Consider the following 18,642-nt stretch of genomic DNA (forward strand, 5'->3'; position numbering starts at 1 on the left):
GCAGCCCACCCTGGCCTCCGCCGGGGCGAAGGACTATTGGCAGGCGAACAGAGCGAAGGGAGGCTCCGCCATGGGCTGGGTCACAGGCGTGATGGTCTATTTCGTGGTGTGGTGGACCGTGCTGTTCGCCGTGCTGCCCTTCGGCGTGGTGCCGGAAGAGGCGGCCGAGCGTGAGAGCGGCGGCTGGCGCGGCACCCCGCGCAGTCCCGCCATCGTCACCAAGGCGCTGTGGACCACGGTGGTGGCCACCGCGGTCTGGCTGGTCATCTGGTACCTGGTGAATAGCGACTGGCTGAGCTTCCGCACTGGCTGGCTGGCAATGCCTGCATAATAGGCGGCATTTTGCGGAATTCGGCAGTTAAGCCCAAATTATGGGCGAATAGAGTCCGAGCGCCTGATTTTTTGGCTCTAATGGCCTGCTTTTACATTGCTGATCAGGCTTTGGGCAGTCACTCTTGGTCTCAGGAAGAGAGCTGGTTCTCTTCCTGCCGTGTGACTGGCGTTTCCTCCCTAAACTCGGGCCGCACCTTGGTGCGGCCCTTTTTTTGTATCGCACGGATTTGTTCCATACAAGCACTTATTGACAATTAATTGCTTTTGCTGCGGTGCAAACGTTCTTTTGTTGCTACGCAGCATGGCAACGCTCCGTTGCGATCCCCTCCCTGGCATCCTGGGCCATTCCCCCCTAGGTTCCGCGCCAACGTCTTTGGTCCGGAGCTGCTCCCTTGCGCCTTTCCCGCGCCTTCCTGCCGACCCTGAAAGAGATCCCCGCCGAGGCGGCGATCGCGTCCCATAAGCTGATGCTGCGCGCCGGCATGATCCGGCAGACCAGCGCCGGCATCTATGCCTGGCTGCCGCTGGGCCTGCGCGTGCTGAAGAAGGTCGAGCAGATCGTGCGCGAGGAGCAGGACGCCGCCGGCGCCCAGGAAATCCTGATGCCGACGATCCAGAGCGCGGATTTGTGGAAGCAGTCCGGCCGCTACGACGACTACGGCAAGGAGATGCTGCGCATCACCGACCGGCATGAGCGCGAGATGCTGTTCGGCCCGACCAACGAGGAAATGGTCACCGACATCTTCAAGGGCTACGCCAAGTCCTACCGCGACCTGCCGCGCAACCTGTACCACATCCAGTGGAAGTTCCGGGACGAGGTGCGCCCCCGCTTCGGCGTGATGCGCGGCCGCGAGTTCCTGATGAAGGACGCCTATTCCTTCGACATGGACGTGGAAGGCGCGACGCGGTCCTACCGCGCCATGATGCTGGCCTATATGCGCACCTTCCAGCGCATGGGCCTGCGCGCCGTGCCGATGCGCGCCGATACCGGCCCCATCGGCGGCAACCTGTCGCATGAATTCATCATTCTGGCGCCGACCGGCGAGAGCACGGTGTTCTACGATGCGGCGTTCGAGGAGCTGAAGCTCTCCCACGCCGACTACGACCCCGAGAAGCCCGAGGACCTGGAGAAGTTCTTCAACCAGGTCACCGGCCTCTACGCCGCGACGGACGAGATGCACGACGAGGCCGCCTGGGCCCAGGTGCCCGGTGAGCGCCAGCGCGAAGGCAAGGGCATCGAGGTCGGCCACATCTTCTTCTTCGGAACCAAGTATTCCGAGAAGATGGGCCTGGCCGTCGCCGGCCCCGATGGCCAGCCGGTGGTGCCGCAGATGGGCAGCTACGGCATCGGCGTCTCTCGCCTGCTGGGCGCGATCATCGAGGCGAGTCACGACGAGGCCGGCATCATCTGGCCGGATGCGGTGGCGCCGTTCCGCACCGCCATCCTCAACCTGAAGCCGGGCGACCTGGCGGCGGATGCACTGAGCGAGAAGCTCTACGCCGCCTTGCAGGGCGATGCCGTCTACGACGACCGTGCCGACCGCGCGGGCGTGAAGTTCAACGACGCCGATCTGGCCGGCTACCCATGGCAGGCCATCATCGGCCCGCGCGGCGCCGCCAACGGCATCATCGAGTTGAAGCGCCGCGCGACGGGCGAGCGGGTGGAAGTGTCGCTGGAAGAAGCCCTGCACCGCATCCTGGGGGCCTGACCCCATGTTCGGCGCCTTCGAGCGCATGGTCGCCTTCCGTTACCTGCGGGCACGGAAGGGTGAGCGGTTCGTCTCCGTCATCGCCACCTTCTCCCTGGTGGGGATCGCGCTCGGCGTCGCCACGCTGATCATCGTGATGAGCGTGATGAACGGCTTCCGGCAGGAACTGCTGGGACGCATCCTGGGGCTGAACGGCCATCTCGGCATCTACGCCGCCGATGGTGGCGGGCTGCGGGATTTCGACACCATCCTCGCCCGCGTGCGCGGCCTGCCCAACATCGTCTCCGCCGCGCCGGTCGTGGAGGGGCAGGTGCTGCTGACCAGCGAATCCGGCGGTGCAACCGGCGGCTTCGCGCGCGGCATCCGCCCGGATGACCTGCGCGCGCGGCCGATCCTGGCCAATAATATCCGCGCCGGCAATCTGGCGCAGTTCGGCGGCGACGACACCATCATCATCGGCACGCGGCTGGCGCAGAAGCTGCGCGTCGGCCTGGGTGACAAGGTGACGATGGTCTCGCCGCAGGGCCGCACCACCGTCATCGGCATGGTACCGCGGCTGAAGGCCTATACGGTCGTCGCGCTGTTTGACACCGGCATGAACGAATACGACAGCGGCTACGTCTTCCTGCCGCTGGCCGCCGCGCAGACCTACTTCCAGCTGCGGGACGCCGTTTCCCAGATCGAGATTTTTGTGCAGAACCCGGACCAGGTGCGGCAGGTGACGCGGGAGATCTCCGGCGTGCTCTCCCCCATGCCGTTCCGGGTGCTGGACTGGCAGGCGAGCAACAGCAGCTTCTTTGCCGCGGTGCAGGTCGAGCGGAACGTGATGTTCCTGATCCTGACGCTGATCATCGTCGTCGCCGCCTTCAACATCATCTCGTCGCTGATCATGCTGGTGAAGGACAAGGGGCGGGATATCGCCATCCTGCGCACCATGGGCGCGAGTTCCGGCGCCATCATGCGCATCTTCCTGCTCTGCGGTGCCTCGATCGGCATCCTCGGCACGCTCATCGGCTTCGTCATCGGGCTGGTGTTCTGCCTGAACATCGAGAGTATCCGGCAGGCGTTGCAGTCGCTGACCGGCACGCAGCTGTTCAGCCCGGAGGTGTATTTCCTCACCCGGCTGCCCGCCATCGTCGATACCAACGAGGTGACGCAGGTGGTGCTGATGGGTCTCGGCCTCTCCCTGCTGGCCACGCTGTATCCGTCCTGGCGCGCGGCGAAGACCGACCCGGTGGAGGCGCTGCGCAATGAATGACACCGTTCCGCGCCTGCGCCTCGCCGGTGTCCAGCGCGCTTTCCGGACCGAGGCCGGGGAACTACCCGTGCTGCGCGGCGCCGACCTGGACCTGCATGCCGGGGAGATCGTGGCGCTGGTCGCGCCCTCCGGCACCGGCAAGTCGACGTTGCTGCATCTGGCCGGGCTGCTGGAAAGCCCGGATGCCGGGAAGGTGCTGGTCGATGGCCAGGATACCACCGGCATGAAGGACACGGCGCGCACCGCGCTGCGCGGCAGGACCATCGGCTTCGTCTACCAGTTCCATCACCTGCTGCCGGAATTCACGGCGCTGGAGAACGTGGTCCTGCCGCAGATGGCCATCGGCACCGCCCGCGCCCCGGCCGAGGCGCGCGCGCATGAGCTGTTGGCCAGCTTCGGTCTGAAGGGGCGGGAGGCACACCGCCCCGGCCGCCTCTCGGGCGGCGAGCAGCAGCGCGTCGCCATCAGCCGCGCCCTGGCCAACCGCCCGGGCCTGCTGCTGGCGGACGAGCCGACCGGCAATCTGGATGTCGGCACCTCCAACCTGGTGTTTACCGAGTTGCTGGACGCCGTGCGCAATGCCGGCGTGGCTGCGTTGATCGCCACCCACAACCCGGACCTTGCCGCCCGCATGGACCGGGTGGTGACGCTGCGCGAGGGCCGCGTCGTCCCCGCCTGACGATGGGGGCTTGAGGGCGTGAAGCCGGGCGGGGGAGGTGCTATATCTCCCCCCATGCCCGGCTCCTCCTTCGTCCATCTGCATACCCATTCCGCCTATTCCCTCGCCGAGGGCGCCATCAAGGCGGACAAGCTGGCGGCGCTGGCCAAGGAGGCCGGCATGCCGGCCCTGGCGCTGACCGACACCGCCAACATGTTCGGCGCGCTGGAATTCTCCGGCTACTGCGCCAGCAAGGGCGTGCAGCCCATCATCGGCTGCCAGCTGAACCTGACCCGCGCCGCGACCGACGACCGGCCGGAAATCGCCCGGCTGCTGCCGGACCCCATCGTGGCACTGGCAATGAATTCGCAGGGGCTGGAGAACGTCCAGCGCCTGTCCTCCCACGGCTTCCTGCGCGACGATCCCTCCGGCAAGCCGACCATCACGCTGGAGCTGTTGCAGGCGCATGCCGGGGGCATCTTCCTGCTGACCGGCGGCACCGCCGGGCCGCTGGGCCGGCTGTTGCAGGAAGGCCGGCGGGATGCCGCCGCTCGGCTGCTGGACGCGCTGAAGGAGAGCTTCGGCGACCACCTGGCGGTGGAACTGCACCGCCACGGCCTGGCCGTCGAGCGCGGGCTGGAGCCGGCGATGCTGGCCCTGGCCGATGGTGCCGGCCTGCCCATCGTCGCCACCAACGACGTCTATTTCGCCAAGCCGGAGATGTACGAGGCGCATGACGCGCTGCTCTGCATCGCCGAGGGCCGCACCTTGCAGGAGACCGAGCGGCGGCGGCTGACGGCGGAGCACTCTTTCAAGTCCGCCGCCGCGATGCGGGACCTGTTCAAGGACCTGCCGGAGGCCTGCGACAATACCCTGGCCATCGCCCGGCGCTGCGCCGTGATGGCGGAGAACCGCAAGCCGGAACTGCCGATCTGCCCCAAGGTGCAGCCCGGCATGACGGAGGCCGAGACGGTGCGGGACATGGCCCGCCGCGGCCTGGAAGGCCGCCTGGACGCCCAGGGCACCACCGACCGCGCCGTGTACCGGGAGCGGCTGGAGTTCGAGCTGGACGTCATCGAGAAGATGGGCTTCTCCGGCTACTTCCTCATCGTGGCCGACTTCATCCAGTGGGCGAAGCAGCAGGGCATCCCGGTGGGGCCCGGCCGTGGCTCGGGCGCCGGTTCCGTCGCCGCCTGGGCACTGCTGATCACGGACCTGGACCCGCTGCGCTTCGGCCTGCTGTTCGAGCGCTTCCTGAACCCCGAGCGCGTCTCGATGCCCGACTTCGACATCGATTTCTGCCAGGAACGGCGCGACGAGGTCATCCAGTATGTCCGCCGCGAGTATGGCGAGGACCGGGTGGCGCAGATCATCACCTTCGGCCGGCTTCAGGCCAAGGCGGTGGTGCGCGATGTCGGCCGTGTCATGGGCATGCCCTACGGCCAGGTGAACCGCATCGCCGAGCTGATCCCGTTCAATCCGGCCAAGCCCGTGACCTTGCAGCAGGCCATCGACGGTGAGCCGCGCCTGCAGGACATGCGGGCGGACGAGACGGTGGACCGGCTGATGGAAACCGCCCTGGTGCTGGAGGGGCTGTACCGCAACGCCTCCACCCACGCGGCGGGCGTGGTGATCGGGCGCAAGCCGCTGATCGACACGGTGGCGCTGTACCGCGACCCGCGTTCGGACATGCTCGTCACCCAGTACTCGATGAAGTACGTCGAGAACGCTTCCCTCGTGAAGTTCGACTTCCTGGGCCTGAAGACGCTGACGGTGCTGCAACGCGCCGTGGAGATCCTGGCGCAGCAGGGCGTGACCATCGACCTCGCTACCCTGCCGCTGGACGACAAGAAGACCTACGACATGCTGGCGCGCGGCGATTCCGCCGGCGTGTTCCAGTTCGAAGGCCAGGGCATGCGGGACTGCCTGCGCATGATGCGCCCGGACCGGTTCGAGGACCTGATCGCTGCCGTCTCCCTGTACCGCCCGGGCCCGATGGCGAACATCCCGGCCTATTGCGCCCGCAAGCATGGCGAGAAGTGGGAGCCGGTGCATCCCTCGATGAAGCACCTGGTGGACGAGACCTACGGCATCCTGGTCTACCAGGAGCAGGTCATGCAGATCAGCCAGGACGTCGCCGGCTACAGCCTCGGCGGTGCCGACCTGCTGCGCCGCGCCATGGGCAAGAAGATCCGGTCGGAGATGGAGGCGCAGCGCAAGATCTTCTGCGACGGCGCCGTGCAGAACGGCGTGCCGCCCGAGAAGGCCGGCGAGATCTTCGACCTGATGGAGAAGTTCGCCGAGTACGGCTTCAACAAGTCGCACGCCGCCGCCTATGCGCTGGTCGCCTACCACACCGCCTACCTGAAGGCGAACCACGCGGTGGCCTTCCTCGCCGCCTCAATGACCTTCGACATGGACAAGACGGAGAAGCTGGCGAACCACATGCAGGAGGCGATGCGCCTCGGCATTCCCATCCTGCCGCCGGACGTCAACCGCTCCGCCGCCGATTTCGGCGTGGAGAAGCGGGAGGATGGCAAGGAGTGCATCCGCTTCGCCCTGGCCGCCATCAAGCGCGTCGGCATGCAGGCGATGAAGGACCTGGTGGCCTCGCGCGACCGGCCCTTCGAATCCGTCGCCGATTTCGCCGGGCGGGTGGACCCGAAGCTGCTGAACAAGATGCAGGTGGAGAACCTGGCCCGCGCCGGCGCCTTCGACACGCTGGAGAAAAACCGCGCCAAGGTGGTGGCCGGGGCCGAGATCATCCTGCGCCGCGCCCAGGCGAAGGCGGAGGAGCGCACCAGCAGCCAGATCGGCCTGTTCGGCGGCGGCGATTCGCGGCCGGAGCCGCTGCGCCTGCCCGACATCGCCGATTGGCCGGAGCTGGAGCGCCTGTCCCAGGAGGCCGAGGCGGTCGGCTTCCACCTCTCCGCCCACCCGCTGGACACCTACCGGGAAGCGCTGCGCAAGCTGGGCGCCACGCCCATCGCCCATACCCAGAGCCGGGCGGAAGCCGGTGTGGGCCGGCTGAAGCTGGCCGGCACCGTGGTGAACAGCAAGGAGCGCACGACCAAGACCGGCAGCCGCATGGCCTGGGTCCGCATCTCCGACGCCAGCGGCAGCATGGAGGTGACGCTGTTCAGCGAGGTCCTGCTCCGCTCCCGCGAGCTGCTGAAGGAGGGCAACGCCATCCTCATCACCTGCGAGGCGCGGATGGAGGGGGAGACGCTGCGCCTGACGGCGATGGACCTGGAATCGCTGGACAAGGCCGCCGCCGGTCTGCGCCAGATGCTGCGGCTGACCATCGAGAGCGAGGCGGCCATCGAGCCCATCCGGGAGCTCCTGGCGAAGGAGGGCCCTGGCAAGGGCAAGGTGGCGCTGATCCCGCGGGTCGGCCCGGGGCAGGAGATCGAGGTCCTGCTGCCCGGTTTGTTCAACGTTTCCCCCCGGCTGGCCCAGGCGATGAAGGTCTTCCCCGGCGTGGCGCATGTGGAGGCCGGCTGAGATGCATGAGTTCTTTTATCTGTACGACCCGCTCTGCGGCTGGTGCTACGGCGCCACGCCCGCCGTGGTGAAGCTGGAGCTGGTGCCCTCCGTCGTGCTGCACCCGCTGGCCACCGGCCTGTTCGCCGGCGACGACCGCAAGATGACGCCGGATTTCGCCGCCTATGCCTGGACGAACGACCAGCGCATCGCCGAGATGACCGGCCAGGTGTTTTCCGAGGCCTACCGGGAGAAGGTGCTGGGCAACCCGGAGGGCCGCTTCGACTCCACCGCCGCCACCCGCGCCGTGACCGCCGTGCACCTGACCGAGCCGGCGCGAGAGCTGGAGGCGCTGCACCGCATCCAGGCCCTGCGCTATGCCGATGGGCGGGACAATACCGACCCGGCCGAGCTGCTGCGCGTGCTGCGGGACCTTGGGCTGGAGGAAGCGGTGGCGCTGCTGGAAGCCGGTGGCCCGGAGATCGACGACGCGGTGGAGCGCCGCAAGGCCATGGCGCAGCAGTTGATGACCGGGCTGGGCATCCGCGGCGTGCCGGCCCTGGTGCGGCTGCAGGAAGGCAACAAGGTCACCGCCGTACCCAACGGCGTGCTGTTCGAGGAGCCGGGCCTGCTGGCCGAGCGGCTGGGCCTGCCGCCGGAAGCCGAAGAAGCCATCCGCTGAAGCCGGTGCCAGCTTAGGGCAGGGGGCGGTTAAGGGCCTTCCGGGCCGGCTCCGCTTGCCCTGGCGGCCTCGCTATGCCATATGCCGCCCGCCGGCGCGGGGTGGTCCCTCGCCGGTAAATCCGCACGCGGCGCGCCCTTCCGTCCTCACGACGTCTGGGTCCGGTCCCCGAAAGGGGCTTTGCACCGCGGAGGCTCAACCGGACTACGTTTGAAGGAAGGACCGCCGCCATGGCGATGCCCGAAGTTTCCCTGCGTCAGCTGCTCGAGGCCGGTGTGCACTTTGGCCACCACACCCGCCGCTGGAACCCGAAGATGGCTCCGTACATCTTCGGCATCCGCAACCAGGTCCACATCCTCGACCTGCAGCAGACCGTGCCCCTGCTGGACCGCGCGCTCCGCACCGTGCGCGACGTCGTCGCCGGTGGTGGCCGCGTGCTGTTCGTCGGCACCAAGAAGTCCGCGGCCGAGTACGTGGCCGAGGCCGCGACCCGTTGCGGCCAGTACTACGTGAACCACCGTTGGCTCGGCGGCATGCTGACCAACTGGAAGACCATCACGGGTTCCATCAAGCGCCTGAAGCAGATGGATGAGCAGCTGGGTGGCAACACCGCCGGCCTCACCAAGAAGGAAGTGCTGATGCTGACGCGCGAGCGCGAGAAGCTCGACCGCGCGCTGGGCGGCATCCGTGAGATGGGCGGCCTGCCGGACATCATCTTCGTCATCGACGTGGTGAAGGAGAAGCTGGCGATCGAGGAAGCCAACAAGCTGGGCATTCCGGTCGTGGCCGTGCTCGACTCCAACGCCGATCCCTCGGGCATCGCCTTCCCGATCCCGGGCAACGATGACGCCATCCGCGCCATCAACCTGTATTGCGACCTGATCGCCGGCGCCGTGTTCGATGGCATCAGCGCCGAGCTGCAGGCCTCCGGCGTCGACCTGGGCTCCTCCGAGGAGCTGCCGGTCGAGGACGTGCTGGCCGAAGAGGGCACCGCCACCGACGTCGCCCCCGCTGAGGCTGCCGAGCCTGTTCCCGCTGAGGCCGTCCCCGCTCAGGCTGCCCCCGCCGAAGAGACCCAGGCCCCCCAGGCCTGATCCCTCAACAGTCAGGAGGCTAGAACATGGCTGAAGTTACCGCCCTGATGGTGCGTGACCTGCGCGAGAAGACCGGCGCGGGCATGATGGACTGCAAGAAGGCGCTGGTTGAGGCCGGTGGCGACATCGAGGCCGCGATCGACTGGCTGCGCAAGAAGGGCCTCGCGGCCGCCGCCAAGAAGTCCGGCCGCGTCGCGGCCGAGGGCCTCGTCGGCGTCGCCAGCGGCCCGAACGTCGCCGGCATGATCGAGGTCAATGCCGAGACCGACTTCGTGGCGCGCAACGAGCAGTTCCAGAGCTTCGTCTCTGAGGTTGCCGGCCTCGTCCTCTCCGTCGGCGACGACGTGGAGACGATCAAGGCCGCGACTTTCCCGGGCACCGGCCACTCCGTGCAGGAAGAGCTGACCCGCCTGATCGCCACGATCGGCGAGAACATGACGATCCGCCGGGCCAAGCGCCTGACGGTGCCGTCGGGCGTCGTCGCGACCTACACGCACTCCGCCGTCAAGCCGGGCCTGGGCAAGATCGGCGTCCTCGCCGCTCTCGAAGCTCCGTCCGAGATCGAGGCGCTGGAGACGCTGGGCCGCCAGATCGGCATGCACGTCGCCGCCGCGCGCCCCGATGCGCTGGACGTCTCCTTCGTCGATCCGTCGGCGCTGGAGCGCGAGAAGGCGGTGCTGACCGAGCAGGCCCGCGCTTCCGGCAAGCCCGACGCCATTATCGAGAAGATGGTCGAAGGCCGCGTCCGCAAGTACTACGAGGAAGTGGTGCTGCTGGAGCAGGTCTGGGTGCATGACGGCGAGAGCCGCGTGAAGCAGGTTGTCCAGAAGGCCGGCGCCAAGCTGACGGGCTTTGCCCGCTTCCAGCTGGGCGAGGGCATCGAGAAGGAAACCAGCGACTTCGCCGCCGAAGTGGCCGCTGCCGCCGGCACGGTCTGATACCGGCCGGGTCTGAACGACGGGCGGGGGTGCCGGCATGGCCGGCGCCCCCGTCTTCGTGAAGGCCCGCCGGACCCTGTTGCCTCGCTTCAGTTGCCCGGCCGGCCTTGCCGCGCCCCGGCCGCCTGCCTATCGTTCGGCGCCCGCCGAATTTGACTACCCCGTAACAATCACGGAGTCTGCCCCGCATGTCCGCCCCGATCTACAAGCGCGTCCTGCTCAAGCTCTCGGGGGAGGCGCTGATGGGCGACCGCGACTACGGCCTGGATAACCAGACGGTCAAGGACATCGCACAGGACATCAAGGGCGTGGTGGAGCTGGGCGTGGAGGTCTGCGTCGTCGTCGGCGGCGGCAACATCTTCCGCGGCGTCGCCGGTGCCTCCTCCGGCATGGACCGGGCGCAGGCCGACAGCATGGGCATGCTGGCCACCGTGATGAACGCCCTGGCGATGCAGAGCGCGCTGGAGCGCGCCGGCGTCACCACCCGCGTGCAATCCGCCATCCCGATGAGCAGCGTCTGCGAGCCCTTCATCCGCCGCCGCGCCGAGCGGCATATGGAGAAGGGGCGGGTGGTGATCTTCGCCGCCGGCTCCGGCAACCCGTTCTTCACCACCGACACCGCCGCCGCCCTGCGCGCGGCCGAGATGCGCTGCGACGCGCTGTTCAAGGGCACGCAGGTGGATGGCGTGTATTCCGCCGATCCCCGCAAGAACCCGACCGCCGAGCGCTACACCACGCTGACCTATCTGGAGATGCTGGCGCGCGACCTGGCGGTGATGGACGCCGCCGCCATCAGCCTGGCGCGTGAGAACAAGTTGCCGATCATCGTGTTCAATATCCATGAGCCGGGTGCCTTCACCGCCGTCATGCAGGGCGAGGGGCGCTTCACTACGGTTGTCGATCAGTAAGCCTGGACCAGAAGAAGGACGCCCCGACATGGCCGCTCCCGCCGATTTCCCCGCCCTGAAGCAGGACCTGTCGCGTCGCATGGATGGCGCGCTCGAGTCCCTCAAGAAAGAATTCTCCGGGCTTCGCGCCGGGCGCGCTTCCCCCGCGTTGCTGGAGCCGATCCGCGTTGAGGTCTATGGCACCAACCAGCCGCTGACCCAGGTGGCGAACATCGCCGTCTCCGGCCCCGGCATGCTGTCGGTGCAGGTGTGGGACCGTTCGGCGGTTAAGGCCGTTGAGGTCGCCATCCGTGATTCGGGCTTGGGCCTGAATCCGCAGACCGAGGGTCAGACCCTGCGCGTGCCGTTGCCGCCCCTGACGCAGGAACGCCGCAACGAACTGGCCAAGCAGGCACATAAATACGCCGAATCCGCCAAGGTCGCCGCCCGTGGCGTGCGCCGCGACGGCATGGAGCAGATCAAGGGCTGGGAGACCAAGTCCGAGATCTCCAAGGACGACGCCAAGCGCTGGTCCGACGAGGTGCAGAAGCTGACCGACGCCACCATCAAGAAGGTGGACGAGGCCCTCGTGGACAAGGAAAAGGATATTAAGACGGTCTGACTCCCTCCTCCAGCCAGACGGAACGGCAATGAGCGCGGCGCCAGGCGCGGCCCCGGCCATCAGTGGTGGTACGCCTCCGGGCGTACCGGTCCATGTGGGTGTTATCATGGACGGCAATCGCCGCTGGGCCCGCGCGCGCGGCCTGCCGGCGGCGCTGGGCCACAAAGCCGGCGCCGATGCGGTGCGCCGCACGGTGGAGGCCGCGGCAAAGAGCGGCATCGGCTGGCTGACCCTGTTCGCCTTCTCATCCGAGAACTGGCAGCGGTCGGACGACGAGGTGCGGGAGCTGACCGGGCTGCTGCGCTTCTACCTGCGGCACGAGATCGCGGCGCTGCACAAGAACAAGGTGCGGCTGCGCGTGATCGGCGAGCGTGACCGCTTCGGGCCCGAGACCACCGCCGCCATCCGCGATGCGGAGGCGCTGACCGCCAACAATACCGGGCTGAACCTGACCGTCGCGCTCTCCTACGGCAGCCGGTCGGAAATCGCCGCCTCCGCGCGCTTCCTGGCGCGCGAAGTCGCGGCCGGGCGGATGGACCCGGAGGCGGTCGATGAAGCCTCGCTGACCCGCCATCTCTCCACGCACGATATGCCGGACCCCGACTTGATCATCCGCACCTCCGGCGAGCAGCGCCTGTCCAACTTCCTGCTGTGGCAGGCCGCCTATGCCGAGTTCTGGTTCACCGAGACGTTGTGGCCGGATTTCGGCGCCAACGACCTTGCCCAGGCCGTGGCCGAGTATGCCCGCCGCGAACGCCGCTATGGCGCGGGCTGAGGGCGTGACGGACGCCGCAGCCGGCAAACGCTGGCGGGACTTGAAGAAGCGGGCGATCTCGGCGGCCATCCTCGGCCCAGGCGCCCTGTTGTGCATATGGCTGGGCGCGCTGCCCTTCACTGTGCTGATGGCTGTCGCCATGGCCGGGCTGGTGTGGGAATGGGTGCATCTCTGCGGCCTGCGCAGCCGGGAGTTGCCGGGTGTGGCGGTGCCGCTGGCGGTGTTCGTCGCCTGCGGCTTCGCGGTGTTCCAACTGACGGCGCTGGCCCTGCTGGCGCTGGTGGTCGGGTCCGCCGCCACCTGGGCCAGCACGCGCTGGATCCGCCGGCGGGATGGCGCGCCGGCCCCGGCGGTCTGGCTGGCCTCCGGCGTGTTGTATATCGGCCTCGCCGGTATCAGCCTCATCGAGCTGCGGCACGATAACGACGCCGGCCGCGCCAACGTGCTGTTCCTGATCTCGGTGGTCTGGGCCAGCGATATCGGTGCCTACATGGTCGGCCGCGTCGTCGGCGGGCCGAAGCTGGCGCCCTCCATCTCCCCCGGCAAGACCTGGTCCGGTGCTGTGGGCGGGCTGCTCTGCTGCATGCTGGTCGGCGCGCTGACCGCCGCCTGGGCCACGCCGTACCGGGACGACATGCTGAAGGCGGCCATGATTGCCGCGCTGTTGGGCATCGCCACCCAGGCGGGCGACTTGCTGGAAAGCGGCTTCAAGCGCCACTTCAACGTCAAGGACAGCTCCGCGCTGATCCCCGGCCATGGCGGCGTGCTGGACCGACTGGACGGGCTGATCGCCGCCGCGCCGATCGCCGCGCTGATTGCCATGGGCGTCGGCTACGGCGTGGTGTTGTGGCGGTGAGCCCACGCAGCATCACCATCCTCGGCAGTACCGGTTCGGTCGGCCGTAGCACGGTGGCGCTGCTGGATGCCGCCGCGCCAGGCGAATTTATCGTCACCGCCCTGGTGGCGGGGCGGGATGCCGCCGGGCTGGCGGAGCAGGCCCGCCGCCTGCGCCCGCGGATCGCGGTGCTGGCCGACGAGGCCGCCGCGCCGGCGCTGGAAGCCGCCTTGGCCGGCAGCGGCATCCGCTGGGCCTGCGGGCGCGACGCGGTGCTGCAGGCCGCCGCCCTGCCGGCGGACTGGACCATGGCGGCCATTGTCGGCGCCGCGGGGCTGGAGCCGACCCTGGCGGCACTGGCCCGTGGTGGCACCCTGGCTTTGGCTAACAAGGAATCGCTGGTCTGCGCCGGGCATCTGGTGCTGGCCGCCGCCGCGGCCTCCGGCGCCACGCTTCTGACGGTCGATTCCGAACACAACGCCATCTTCCAGGCGTTGGATTCGCGCGACCCTTCGGTGATCGAGAAGCTCATCATCACCGCCTCGGGCGGCCCGTTCCGGCTGGCCAGCCTCGAGGAGATGCGGGCGGCGACACCGGAGCAGGCGGTGCGCCACCCGGTCTGGTCGATGGGCGCCAAGATCAGTGTCGATTCGGCCACCATGATGAACAAGGGGCTGGAGCTGATCGAGGCCGCACGCATCTTCCCGGTGCCGGAGGAGCGGATCGAGATCCTGGTGCACCCGCAATCCACCGTGCACGGCATGGTGCAATACGCCGATGGCTCGGTGCTGGCGCAGCTTGGTACACCGGACATGCGCACGCCCATCGCGCACGCGCTGGCCTGGCCGCGCCGCATGCGGGCGGATGTGCCCAGGCTGGACCTGGTGGCGCTGGGCCGGTTGGAATTCTACGCGCCTGATCCCCAACGCTTTCCGGCGCTTCGCCTGGCGCGGCAGGCCTTGCAGGCGGGGGCAGGGGCCACCACCATTCTGAATGCAGCCAATGAGGTGGCGGTGGAGCTGTTCCTCGCCCGCCGCCTTGGCTTCCTGGATATCGCGGCGGTCGTCGAAGCCACGCTGGACGCCCTGGGCAGCCCGGAGATTCCGGCGCTGGGCGACGTGCTGGTCCTGGACGCCGCGTCACGCCGCCATGCGGCGGCCGAGGCCGGGCGGCGGGCGCTGTAAGAGTGCTAACCCGCGCCGGACTGATGGCAGCGCTGTAATGTCTTGTTGCCCGGCGTGCGTTGCGCCGCTGGTACCTCTACCCTGGCCACCGGCCACCCGGCGTTTCCGACCCCGCGCCGCCGCGCGGACCGACACGAACCCCCGCGTATCGGGGGCGGAGAGAAGACCTTGGATTCCCTGCTCGACTGGCTGCGTACACCCCTGTCCTTCATCCTGGTGCTGGGCGTGCTCGTCTTCGTGCACGAGATGGGCCACTACCTGGCGGCACGCTGGCGGGGCGTGCATGTGGAGGCGTTCTCCATCGGCTTCGGCAAGGCCATCCATAAATGGACGGACCGGCGCGGCACGGAATGGCGCCTCTCCTGGCTGCCGCTCGGCGGCTACGTGAAGCTGCATGGCCAGGAAGACCCGAATGACGTGACGCCGGAGCAGCGCGCCGCCTGGCGCCCCGGCCAGACCTTCCACGAGAAGCCGGTGCGGGACCGCGCCATCGTCATCGCCGCGGGCCCGGTGTTCAACTTCGTCCTCGCCATGCTGCTGTTCGCCGGCCTGTACATGACGGCCGGGCAGCCGCAGCCCAGCGCCAGCATCGGCACCGTGGCCGAGGGCAGCGCCGCTGCCGGCGCCGGCCTGCGCCCGGGTGATCGCATCCTGGCCCTGGACGGCCAGTCGGTGGAGCGATTTGAGCAGATCCAGCGCTACATCCAGCCTCGTGCCGGCCAGCCGGTGGAACTGCGCATCAGCCGCGACGGGGCGGAGCAGGCGCTGAGCGTCACCCCCGCCGCCCGCGAATCGAACGGCGCCACGGTCGGCGTGCTCGGCGTCACCGCCGGTGCCGTCGAGTTCCGCCGCCTGAACCCGATCGCCGCGACGCTGGCTGGCATCGACCAGACCATCGATGTCAGCCGACAGACCCTGGTGAGCGTGTGGGAGATGCTGACCGGCAGCCGGGGCACCGAGGAGCTGGGCGGCGTGCTGCGCATCGCCCAGATCTCCGGCCAGGTGACCGAGATGGGAATCGCCAGCACCATCATGCTGATCGCCGTCCTCTCGGTGAATCTGGGGCTCATCAACCTGTTCCCCGTGCCGATCCTGGATGGCGGCCATCTGGTGTTCCACGCGGCGGAGGCCATTCGCGGCCGCCCGGTCTCCCCCCGGGTCATGGAATACAGCTTCCGCGCCGGCTTCGTGGTGATCATCGCATTGTTCGTTTTCTCCACGTTCAACGACGTGCGGCATATCGGCTGGCTCAGCAGCCTGTTCGGCTGAAGCCAGAGCGTGGCGGGGCGTTTGCCGAAAGGCGAGCGCCATGCGGGGAGAAGGCGGAACGGCGGCGTGGCTGGCTCCGCCCCGGGCCCTGGCTTGGGCCCGCTTCTCAGCAACGTGTTGCAACTGAAGGTGAACACGGCATAAACGGGGGCGGGCCACGGGGGCTGGCGGCGGGGGGGCTTCCCGGCTAACCTCCGGCCCGCCTCTCGGCCCTTCAGTGGCCTCGATCACGACGCCCGTTTTTCTCCAGGTCCTGGACCGAAGCCTTGCACGTCACACGCGCCATCCTGCTTGCCGCTACCTGCCTTGTCCCGGTGATGCTGTCACCCGCTGCCGAGGCCCAGCCACGGCGGCAGGCTCCAGCCCGCCCGGCCGCCGCCCCGGGCGATGTGGTCCAGGCGGTTGAGATCCGCGGGAACCAGCGAATCGAGGCGGACACCATCCGCTCCTACATGCTGCTGCAGCCGGGGGATCGCTTCGACAGCGACCGCCAGGACCGCAGCCTGCGCACCCTGTTCGCCACCGGCCTGTTCCGCGATGTGCAGATCAGCCGCAACGGCAACACGGTCGTCGTGCAGGTGCAGGAAAACCCGATCGTCAACCAGGTGGTGTTCGAGGGGAACAGCAAGCTCTCGGACGACGTGCTGGGCAAGGAAGTGCAGCTTCGCGCCCGATCGGTCTACACCGACGCCGCGGCGCAGGCGGACCGCACCCGCATCATCGAGATGTACGCCCGCCGCGGCCGCTTCTCCGCCCGCGTCGAGCCGAAGGTCATCCAGCGCGACCGCGACCGAGTGGACGTGGTGTTCGAGATCACGGAGGGTGACACCGCCCTGATCTCCCGCATCAACTTCGTCGGCAACGAGGCGTTCTCGGACAGCCGCCTGAAGGAGATCGTCTCCTCCCGCGAGGAAGCCTGGTACCGGCCCTTCTCCTCCTCCGACACCTATGAGCCGGAGCGCCTGAACTTCGACCGCGAGCTGCTGCGCCGGTACTACCGCCGCCAGGGCTTCGCCGATGCCGAGGTGACGGGCGCGGCCGCCGAGCTGTCCCCGGACCGCAGCAGCTTCTTCGTTACCTACACGATCAACGAAGGCCCGCGTTACCGCATGGCGAAGGTGGACATCACCTCCACCCTGCGCAACGTGACCGCCGACCAGCTGCGCCGCGTCATCGAGATCCAGTCCGGCGACTGGTACGACGGCGATGCCATCGAGCGCGTGACGCAGGCCATCTCGGACAGCGCCAACACGCAGGGCGCGCCGTTCGTCGAGGTGAACCCGCGCATCACCCGCAACGTCGAAGGCAAGACCATCGACGTGGTGTTCGAGGTGACCGAGGGCCAGCGCCAGTATGTCGAGCGCATCGACATCACCGGCAACACCCGCACGCAGGACCGTGTCATCCGCCGCGAGATGCGCCTGGCCGAGGGCGATGCCTTCAACGCCGTACAGGTGCAGCGCTCCCGCCAGCGTATCCGCGACCTGGGCTACTTCGACCCGGGCGTGCAGATCACCAACGTGCAGGGCTCCCGCCCCGACACCACCGTGCTGACCACGACGGTCACCGAGCGTGCGACGGGCGAGCTGTCGCTGGGTGGTGGTTACTCGACCGATGCGGGCGCGCTGGCCGATGTGGGCCTGCGTGAGCGCAACCTGCTCGGCACCGGCATCGACGGCCGCATCAACACGGTCATCGCGCAGCGCCGCAGCCAGGTTGAGATGTCGGTCACCGATCCATCCTTCCTGGATCGCAACCTCGCGCTCGGCTTCGACCTGTACTACGTGGTCCGCGACCTGACCGAGTATTCGGGCTACGAGGAGCGCCGCGTCGGTGGCAGCTTCCGTGCCGGCTACGAGTTCAACGAGCGCCTGCGCCAGTCCTGGGCCTATACCCTGACGCGCCGTAACGTCTTCAACATCGACAGCGATGCCAGCCTGGCCATTCAGGAGCAGCGCGGCGTGACGTGGCTGTCCCAGGTCGGCCAGACGCTGACCTACGACACTCGCGACTCGCGGCTCGACCCGCGCACCGGCTACGTCATCCGCCTCGGCACCGACCTCGCCGGCCTGGGTGGCGACGTGGCCTATGTCCGCGCCCGCCTGGATGGCAGCTACTTCATTCCGTTCGAGCGTTGGCTGGGTGACCCGGACTACGTGCTGGCCATCTCCGGCAGCGCCGGCATCATGCGCAGCTTCGCCGACAAGCCGGAACGCATCGTCGACCGCTTCTTCCTGGGTGGCGAGAACCTGCGTGGCTTCGCCGTCGCCGGCGCCGGCCCGCGCGACACCAGCTCGGTCAACCGCGACTCGCTGGGTGGCCGCGTGATGTGGACGCAGAGCACCGAGATGCGCTTCCCGCTGCCGGTGCCGTCCGAGCTCGGCCTGCTGGGCCGCGCCTTCGTCGATGTCGGTTCGCTCAGCGACGTAGATGCGCGTTCCGGCGTGGTGGACGACTCCAGCCCGCGCGTCGGTGCCGGCGTCGGCATCTCCTGGCGCAGCCCGTTCGGTCTGATCAACATCGATCTGGCCCAGGCGGTGGTGAAGAAGGACTACGACGAGACGCAGGTCTTCCGTTTCGGCTTCGGCACCCGCTTCTGATTGTGTCCCGGCTGTTTTCACGGCCAACGAAGGGCGGCATGACGCCCTTCGCTCAACATGCTGGCGCGGCCATCCAGGGCGTAAGCCCGGATGCCGCGACCCGGCTTCCACGGAGTTTTCCCACGATGGCGCGACGCGCACCTGTCGCCCTGGCGGCGATCCTTCTCTCCAGCACTCTGCTGAGCGGCGCCGCCATGGCTCAGCAGCAGGAATGGTTTGTCCCTGGCCAGGGCCAGGGCGGCGCCCAGCAGCAGCGCCCGGCGCAGCAGCAGCAGCGCCCGCCGGCGCAGCGGCCGGCCCAGGCGCCGCAGCGCG

The 18,642-nt window shown here is 68.4% G+C and carries 15 protein-coding genes and 1 pseudogene; all 16 read left to right on the forward strand.

Going from position 1 to position 18,642, the window contains the following annotated elements; genetic code table 11:
* Window positions 1-70 precede the first annotated feature (70 nt).
* Window positions 71-331 (forward strand): DUF1467 family protein, encoded by a 261-nt coding sequence (locus tag IBL26_RS19995; protein ID WP_187786279.1) that lies wholly within the window; start codon window positions 71-73, stop codon window positions 329-331.
* A gap of 394 nt (window positions 332-725) precedes the next feature.
* Window positions 726-2,042: a proline--tRNA ligase gene (proS, locus tag IBL26_RS20000; protein WP_187786280.1), complete on the forward strand. Its 1,317-nt coding sequence runs from the start codon at window positions 726-728 to the stop codon at window positions 2,040-2,042.
* Between the two features lie 4 nt (window positions 2,043-2,046).
* Window positions 2,047-3,300: a lipoprotein-releasing ABC transporter permease subunit gene (locus IBL26_RS20005; protein ID WP_187786281.1), complete on the forward strand. Its 1,254-nt coding sequence runs from the start codon at window positions 2,047-2,049 to the stop codon at window positions 3,298-3,300.
* Window positions 3,293-3,979 (forward strand): ABC transporter ATP-binding protein, encoded by a 687-nt coding sequence (locus tag IBL26_RS20010; RefSeq protein ID WP_187786282.1) that lies wholly within the window; start codon window positions 3,293-3,295, stop codon window positions 3,977-3,979. Before IBL26_RS20005 ends, IBL26_RS20010 begins: the two co-directional genes overlap by 8 nt.
* Window positions 3,980-4,033: 54 nt before the next feature.
* Entirely contained in the window at window positions 4,034-7,462 is a 3,429-nt protein-coding gene (gene dnaE, locus IBL26_RS20015) for a DNA polymerase III subunit alpha (RefSeq protein ID WP_187786283.1), read from the forward strand.
* A 1-nt stretch (window position 7,463) separates the two neighbouring features.
* Complete coding sequence (locus IBL26_RS20020) at window positions 7,464-8,123, forward strand: DsbA family protein (RefSeq protein ID WP_187786284.1); 660 nt, start codon at window positions 7,464-7,466, stop codon at window positions 8,121-8,123.
* A gap of 230 nt (window positions 8,124-8,353) precedes the next feature.
* Window positions 8,354-9,217, forward strand: a complete 864-nt coding sequence (gene rpsB, locus IBL26_RS20025) for a 30S ribosomal protein S2 (protein ID WP_187786285.1) — start codon at window positions 8,354-8,356, stop codon at window positions 9,215-9,217.
* A gap of 26 nt (window positions 9,218-9,243) precedes the next feature.
* Window positions 9,244-10,155, forward strand: a complete 912-nt coding sequence (gene tsf / locus IBL26_RS20030; RefSeq protein ID WP_187786286.1) for a translation elongation factor Ts — start codon at window positions 9,244-9,246, stop codon at window positions 10,153-10,155.
* A gap of 188 nt (window positions 10,156-10,343) precedes the next feature.
* The gene (pyrH, locus tag IBL26_RS20035) at window positions 10,344-11,063 is read left to right on the forward strand and encodes a UMP kinase (RefSeq protein ID WP_187786287.1); all 720 of its coding nucleotides are present in this window, start codon (window positions 10,344-10,346) and stop codon (window positions 11,061-11,063) included.
* 28 nt (window positions 11,064-11,091) lie between these two features.
* Window positions 11,092-11,664: a ribosome recycling factor gene (gene frr / locus IBL26_RS20040; protein ID WP_187786288.1), complete on the forward strand. Its 573-nt coding sequence runs from the start codon at window positions 11,092-11,094 to the stop codon at window positions 11,662-11,664.
* Between the two features lie 28 nt (window positions 11,665-11,692).
* Window positions 11,693-12,439 carry a polyprenyl diphosphate synthase gene (gene uppS / locus IBL26_RS20045; protein ID WP_187786289.1) on the forward strand — a complete coding sequence of 249 codons (747 nt, stop codon included), beginning with the start codon at window positions 11,693-11,695 and terminating at the stop codon, window positions 12,437-12,439.
* Window positions 12,405-13,295, forward strand: coding sequence for a phosphatidate cytidylyltransferase (locus IBL26_RS20050; RefSeq protein ID WP_241749603.1), 891 nt, complete (start codon window positions 12,405-12,407; stop codon window positions 13,293-13,295). Before uppS ends, IBL26_RS20050 begins: the two co-directional genes overlap by 35 nt.
* Window positions 13,292-14,458: a 1-deoxy-D-xylulose-5-phosphate reductoisomerase gene (gene dxr, locus IBL26_RS20055; RefSeq protein ID WP_187786290.1), complete on the forward strand. Its 1,167-nt coding sequence runs from the start codon at window positions 13,292-13,294 to the stop codon at window positions 14,456-14,458. Before IBL26_RS20050 ends, dxr begins: the two co-directional genes overlap by 4 nt.
* Window positions 14,459-14,635: 177 nt before the next feature.
* Window positions 14,636-15,727, forward strand: coding sequence for an RIP metalloprotease RseP (gene rseP / locus IBL26_RS20060; RefSeq protein ID WP_187786294.1), 1,092 nt, complete (start codon window positions 14,636-14,638; stop codon window positions 15,725-15,727).
* A gap of 266 nt (window positions 15,728-15,993) precedes the next feature.
* Window positions 15,994-18,327: an outer membrane protein assembly factor BamA gene (bamA, locus tag IBL26_RS20065; protein WP_187786291.1), complete on the forward strand. Its 2,334-nt coding sequence runs from the start codon at window positions 15,994-15,996 to the stop codon at window positions 18,325-18,327.
* 125 nt (window positions 18,328-18,452) lie between these two features.
* Window positions 18,453-18,642: pseudogene (locus IBL26_RS20070) on the forward strand (OmpH family outer membrane protein); the annotation flags it as partial.

It is taken from the genome of Teichococcus aerophilus (genome assembly GCF_014490485.1).
Lineage (GTDB): Bacteria > Pseudomonadota > Alphaproteobacteria > Acetobacterales > Acetobacteraceae > Pseudoroseomonas > Pseudoroseomonas aerophila.

Bases quoted from the DNA above. Each gene is read 5' to 3' on its own strand.
- IBL26_RS20010 (WP_187786282.1), top strand. From the start codon at position 3,293: ATGAATGACACCGTTCCGCGCCTGCGCCTCGCCGGTGTCCAGCGCGCT.
- IBL26_RS19995 (WP_187786279.1), top strand. From the start codon at position 71: ATGGGCTGGGTCACAGGCGTGATGGTCTATTTCGTGGTGTGGTGGACC.
- frr (WP_187786288.1), top strand. From the start codon at position 11,092: ATGGCCGCTCCCGCCGATTTCCCCGCCCTGAAGCAGGACCTGTCGCGT.
- pyrH (WP_187786287.1), top strand. From the start codon at position 10,344: ATGTCCGCCCCGATCTACAAGCGCGTCCTGCTCAAGCTCTCGGGGGAG.
- IBL26_RS20050 (WP_241749603.1), top strand. From the start codon at position 12,405: ATGCCCGCCGCGAACGCCGCTATGGCGCGGGCTGAGGGCGTGACGGAC.
- IBL26_RS20005 (WP_187786281.1), top strand. From the start codon at position 2,047: ATGTTCGGCGCCTTCGAGCGCATGGTCGCCTTCCGTTACCTGCGGGCA.
- tsf (WP_187786286.1), top strand. From the start codon at position 9,244: ATGGCTGAAGTTACCGCCCTGATGGTGCGTGACCTGCGCGAGAAGACC.
- rpsB (WP_187786285.1), top strand. From the start codon at position 8,354: ATGGCGATGCCCGAAGTTTCCCTGCGTCAGCTGCTCGAGGCCGGTGTG.
- dnaE (WP_187786283.1), top strand. From the start codon at position 4,034: ATGCCCGGCTCCTCCTTCGTCCATCTGCATACCCATTCCGCCTATTCC.
- IBL26_RS20020 (WP_187786284.1), top strand. From the start codon at position 7,464: ATGCATGAGTTCTTTTATCTGTACGACCCGCTCTGCGGCTGGTGCTAC.
- uppS (WP_187786289.1), top strand. From the start codon at position 11,693: ATGAGCGCGGCGCCAGGCGCGGCCCCGGCCATCAGTGGTGGTACGCCT.